Source organism: Mycobacterium sp. TH-M25 (genome assembly GCF_057473665.1).
The window spans coordinates 1-5091 of the sequence record NZ_JBYCLA010000084.1 but is presented as its reverse complement, the minus strand read 5'-3'; the positions used below and the strand labels follow the sequence as shown (position 1 = coordinate 5091).

At 65.5% G+C, this 5091-nt stretch carries 6 protein-coding genes; 4 read left to right on the top strand and 2 right to left on the bottom strand.

The genetic code is table 11. The features are described from left to right. The first annotated feature begins 100 nt into the window (after positions 1 to 100). Positions 101 to 1318, top strand: a complete 1218-nt coding sequence (locus AC2VOU_RS03040; protein WP_486956032.1) for a GNAT family N-acetyltransferase — start codon at positions 101 to 103, stop codon at positions 1316 to 1318. Between the two features lie 4 nt (positions 1319 to 1322). On the opposite strand, the gene AC2VOU_RS03035 is transcribed toward AC2VOU_RS03040, so the two are convergent. Next, entirely contained in the window at positions 1323 to 1619 is a 297-nt protein-coding gene (locus tag AC2VOU_RS03035) for a hypothetical protein (protein WP_486956031.1), read from the bottom strand. A gap of 498 nt (positions 1620 to 2117) precedes the next feature. Here AC2VOU_RS03035 and AC2VOU_RS03030 point away from each other — a divergent pair, with 498 nt between their 5' ends. Both AC2VOU_RS03030 and AC2VOU_RS03025 read left to right on the top strand, forming a co-directional pair. Then, positions 2118 to 3224 (top strand): type III polyketide synthase, encoded by a 1107-nt coding sequence (locus AC2VOU_RS03030; RefSeq protein ID WP_486956030.1) that lies wholly within the window; start codon positions 2118 to 2120, stop codon positions 3222 to 3224. Positions 3225 to 3231: 7 nt separating this feature from the next. Next, the gene (locus AC2VOU_RS03025; protein WP_486956029.1) at positions 3232 to 3741 is read left to right on the top strand and encodes an isoprenylcysteine carboxyl methyltransferase family protein; all 510 of its coding nucleotides are present in this window, start codon (positions 3232 to 3234) and stop codon (positions 3739 to 3741) included. 106 nt (positions 3742 to 3847) lie between these two features. Here AC2VOU_RS03025 and AC2VOU_RS03020 read toward each other — a convergent pair whose 3' ends face one another. Beyond that, entirely contained in the window at positions 3848 to 4780 is a 933-nt protein-coding gene (locus AC2VOU_RS03020) for a TauD/TfdA dioxygenase family protein (protein ID WP_486956028.1), read from the bottom strand. A gap of 72 nt (positions 4781 to 4852) precedes the next feature. On the opposite strand from AC2VOU_RS03020, the gene AC2VOU_RS03015 reads away from it, so the two are divergent. Next, on the top strand, positions 4853 to 5091 hold a 239-nt coding region (locus AC2VOU_RS03015; RefSeq protein WP_486956027.1), incomplete at its 3' end, for a helix-turn-helix domain-containing protein.

The window sequence follows — 5091 nt, the reverse complement described above, 5'->3', positions numbered from 1 at the left end:
GCACCCGCGTGCTCCACGACCCGCTGGTCTTCACCGGTACCTGAGCCGACAGCACCCGGGTGCTTGCGCTGTCACGGCACTCGCCGGACATGATGTCGGGATGACCGCCGAGATCCGCGTGCTCGACCGTGACGTCGACCTCGTTGACGCTGCCAACGTGTTCCGCACCGCGATGATCGGATTTCCGCGCCTGACGGATCTGGCACCAGGACAGATCGCTGGATTGCTGGAACCCGGGCGCACCATCGGCGCATTCGCCGACGGCCGACTGGTCGGCACCGCCGGCGCGATGACAAGCCATCTCACCCTCCCCGGCGGCGGTGTCGTCGGCCACGCGGCGGTGACCCATGTCGGGGTACTGCCGTCGTTCACCCGGCGGGGCATCGCCGGTGACCTCATGCGCCACCAACTGCGCGACGTCGCCGCGCGTGGGGAGGCGGTCGCGACGCTTCGCGCGTCCGAAGCGACCATCTATGAGCGGTACGGCTACGGGGTGGCGAGCACGTCGCAGACTGTCGAAATGCAGACCGCGCGAGCCGCACTCCGTCCGGGCGTGGCCGCCGGCGGGCCGGTACGACTGCTGGATCCCGCGGACGTCTGGGATGCGTTGCCGCGGATCTACGCCGACAACCGGTCGTCACGCCCCGGCACCATCGACCGTCCCGATGTGTGGTGGGCGGGTGTGCGACTCCGCACTGAATCCGGCCCCGGTCCCTGGTATGTCGCGGTGCATGGTGCTGCCGGATCCGAGACGGGGTTCGTCCGCTACCGCCCGATCGACACCGACAGGTGGTTCGTCAGCGATCAGCGCACCATCGTCGTGGAAGACTTCTTCGCGCCCGGCCTCGACGCCTACGTCGGCCTGTTGCGCTTTCTACTCGGACTCGACCTGATTGACCGGGTGGTGTTCTGGATGCTGCCGGTCGACGACCCGCTGCCATGGTTGTTGCTCGATCGGCGGGCCATGAAGGTGACCGCTACGCATGACGAAACCTGGCTTCGTATCGTGGACGTCGAAACCACCTTGGCTGCTAGGCAATACGGTGATGGCACCGAGGTTACCGTCGAGGTCGACGATCCGCTGTTGGCCCAGAATTGCGTGACGCTGACCGTCACGCCAGCCGGTGCTGAACGAACCGATCGGCGCCCTCAACTGCGTGTCGGCGTCGCGGGACTCGCGGCCGTGCTACTCGGTGGAGCGACCTGGCGGAGTCTGTCGACAGCAGGGCTCGCCCGCGCCGACGACCCGGACCAGCTAGTGGCCGCCGATCGATTGTTCGCAGTGCGGCAGGCGCCGCACGCCGGGTTCTTCTTCTAGGACACTATTTTTCGGCTCGCGCGTGGCAGCGCGCCAGGAGCTTGCGCACCGGCCGCAACTGCTCCTCGTCGCGGCTCGGCGCCCACAGTGCGATCACTACGGCGCTGACAGCGAAGAGGATGGCCAGCACCAACAACGATGCGTGCATGGCGTCGATGAAGGCCGACTTGCTGAGCTCGGCCAGTGCACGTTGACCGCCGACGCCACCCCCTGCTTGTCGTCTGGAGCGGTCGTCATGATCACCGACGTGGTCGGCGCGGTACACAATCCGATGCCGACACTCATCACCAACATCGGCCACGCTGCCCGCCAATACGGTGATCCCACGCCGATGCCGAGCATGCACATCGATCCGACCGCGATCAGCAGTAGCCCGAAGAACACCACCGCGCGCAGACCGAGCCGTGGCAGGTACCAGAACGACGGCCAAGAGCCAGACTCGCGCGCGAGGACAGGGCGGCGAGCGCGAAGTCGTCGTCCGGCCTCGACTCGGTCGCGGTGTTGGCCACCCGGCACCTCCCCGCGATTAGCGTGAGACGCCTAGTCTCACACCGAGACTATCAGTCTCTTTTCTTGCCGACACGCATCGGCCCAGCGGCGCCGGTCCCGACGACAGTTGCCGGCTGATCGACGCAATAAGCATCGAAGCAATAGGATCGCGTGGTGAACGCGCCGACCGCCCTCCGGAATCAGAATGGGCAGGTGTCGTGTTGACGGATCCGAATGCGCACACGACCTCACCTGATTCCCGGCTCGGCGGGTCGCCGGTAGGCCTCATCGTCCACGTAGGAGCACACCAGTGACTGAGCGTTTGAACGGTGACAGTTTTCGGGGCTTTGAAGCGGGCAGCGTCATTGCAGGCGTGCAGGGCGCCCTGCCGGAGAACCGGTACCAGCAGGAAGACATCACCGAGATGCTTGCCCGGCTTCCGGCATTCAGGGACCACGGCGACCTGCTGCACAAGTTTCACGCCAGCTCCAGAGTCGACAGTCGCTACTTGGTCCTGCCGCTTGATCAGTACGCCTCGCTGACGGATTTCGGCCGCGCGAACGACATCTGGATCGAGAATGCGGTGGAACTCGGCTGCGCCGCGATATCCGCCGCGCTCGATGAAGCGCGATTGCGGCCAACCGATGTCGACGTGGTGATGTCGACGACGGTCACCGGCCTGGCGGTGCCGTCCCTGGAGGCGCGTATCGCGAGCCGGCTGGGACTTCGCCCCGATGTGCGACGCGTGCCGATGTTCGGCCTCGGCTGCGTGGCCGGGGCCGCCGGGGTCGGCCGGCTCAACGATCACCTTCGTGGTGCGCCTGAGGATGTCGCGGTGCTGCTGTCAGTGGAGTTGTGCTCGCTCACCTTCCCCGCGATGACCCCGTCGCTGGCCTCCCTGGTGGGGACGTCGCTGTTCGGCGACGGCGCGGCCGCCGTCGTCGCGGTCGGGACGCGCCGGGCCGAGCAGATCGGTGCCCGCGGTCCAGAAGTGCTCGGGTCGCGCAGCCACCTCTACCCGGATTCTCAGGACACCATGGGCTGGAACATCGGGTCCACCGGGTTCGGCCTCATCCTCTCCCCCGATGTCGCCGGTGTCGTAGAGCAGTATTTGGCCGACGACGTGGCCGGGTTGCTGGCCGCCTACGGCCTGGGGATTACCGATGTCGCCGCGTGGGTCAGCCACCCCGGCGGCCCCAAGGTCATTGCGGCCATCGTGGCCTCCCTCGGATTGCCCAGCGACGCTTTGGAATTGACGTGGCGCTCACTGGCCGAAGTGGGCAACCTATCGTCGTCCTCGGTGCTGCACGTATTCCGCGATACGATCGCCAAACAGCCGACTGCCGGCAGTCCCGGAGTCATGCTCGCAATGGGCCCCGGATTTTGCTCCGAGCTCGTCATGCTGCGCTGGAGGTGACACGGTCATGATCTGGTACGCGTTGCTTGTCGGCGCTGTCGCCGTCGAGCGGCTCGTCGAAGTCTTTGTCGCCCAACGCAATAGGGCTGTCAGCAAGGCGCACGGCGGCGTCGAGTTCGGCGCCGGACATTACCCCGCGATGGTGGCGCTGCATTTCAGTTTGCTTGCCGGGTGCTTGATCGAGCCAATAGCATTGCATCGCAGCTTCGTTCCCGCGCTGGGATGGACGATGTTCGCGGTGGTGCTGGCAGCGCAAGCGTTGCGCTGGTGGTGCATCACCACTCTGGACTATCAGTGGAACACCCGCGTCATCGTGATCCCCGGCGCGAGCAGAGTCACCGGCGGTCCTTATCGGCTGCTATCGCATCCGAACTACGTCGCGGTGATCGCCGAGGGCGCGGCACTGCCGCTGGTGTACTCGGCTTGGGTTACCGCACTCGTGTTTTCGGTGCTCAACGCGTGGTTGCTCAGCATGCGAGTCAAAGTGGAAAACGCGGCGCTGGCCAGCCTGAGCTGATCGGCCTTCTGGGGCTCTTCTGACTCGCGAAAGTGCAACTGCCGAGGCGCCATCTCGCGAAACGCCTCGCCAGTTGCACTCTCGATGCGCCGACGCGTAGAGACGGTCAGGCGACCAATGGCCTGGGCGTGTCCACGATCGAATAGTCGCTGGCGTCGCCGGAGACAACGCGACTGCGCTCGCCGTTGACGCTGACTGGTATGTCGCCGGCCAGAGTGATGCGGTGCATGACGCGGTGCTGGGTGCCGTAATCGGAGACGGCATAGTGCTGTGTCGCGCGGTTGTCCCACATCGCGACGTCTCCGAGTTCCCAGTTCCACCGAATCGTGTTCTCCAACCAGATGATCCGGTCTTGGAAGATCCGGAACAACGCCTGCGACTCGGCGCCATTGACGCCGAGGACGGCCTTGACGAAATTGCCGAGCAACAGCGACCGTTCCCCGCTTTCCGGGTGTACGCGCACCACTGGGTGGTGCGTCTCGTAGTGGGTCGAGTGAAACTGGTTGGCGTACTTCAAGACGGCCTCGGGGTCGGCCTCGAGCGCAGCCAGTTTCGCCGGATCGACCTGGGCGTAGTCGAATGCGTTGTTGTGCATGGCCCACAGCCCGTCCGCGAGCTGTTGCAACGGCTGCGGCAACTGCTGGTAGGCGGCCACGGTGGACGCCCAGGTGGTGGTACCGCCGTAAGCCGGTAGTTCCACCGCGCGCAGGATCGACGCCTTCGGAGGCCGGTCGACGAAGGTGACATCGGTGTGCCACTGGTTGGCGCCGCCGCCGTTGATGGACTCCAGCCGCATCACCCGGCTGCCATCGAACTTCAACGTCGGGTGCGGCGTCGTGGGAACACCCAGGCTCTCCGCGAATGCGTAATGGGCGTCGTCGTCCAGGTGCGTCTGCCCGCGGAAGAACACGACCTTGTGGGTGACCAGCGCTGCGTTGATCGCGGCCGCGGTGTCAGTATCGAGCGCGCCAAGTCGGACGCCGTCGATACGCGCACCGATGTTCTCGCCCAGTTTCACCACCTGAAGTTCACTGCTCACAACTGCTCCTAAACTCGAGATCTCAAGTGTAGGCATGTGTCTACACTTGCTGCTATCCGCTAATGTACACAGATGGCTACGGCGAACGCAACGGTGACGGCCACCACGAAGCCAATCGGCAAAGACGAGGTCAGCGCCGCTGTGCTGCAAGCGGCCAGTGAGTTGTTCGCCGAGAAGGGTCCGGCCGCCACCTCCATTCGGGAGGTCGCCACCCGGGCCGGCGTGAACCACGGCCTGCTGCACCGCCATTTCGGGAGTAAGCGCCAACTGCTGGCGGCGACGCTGCAGCATCTCGCCGACTCCGCAGCACG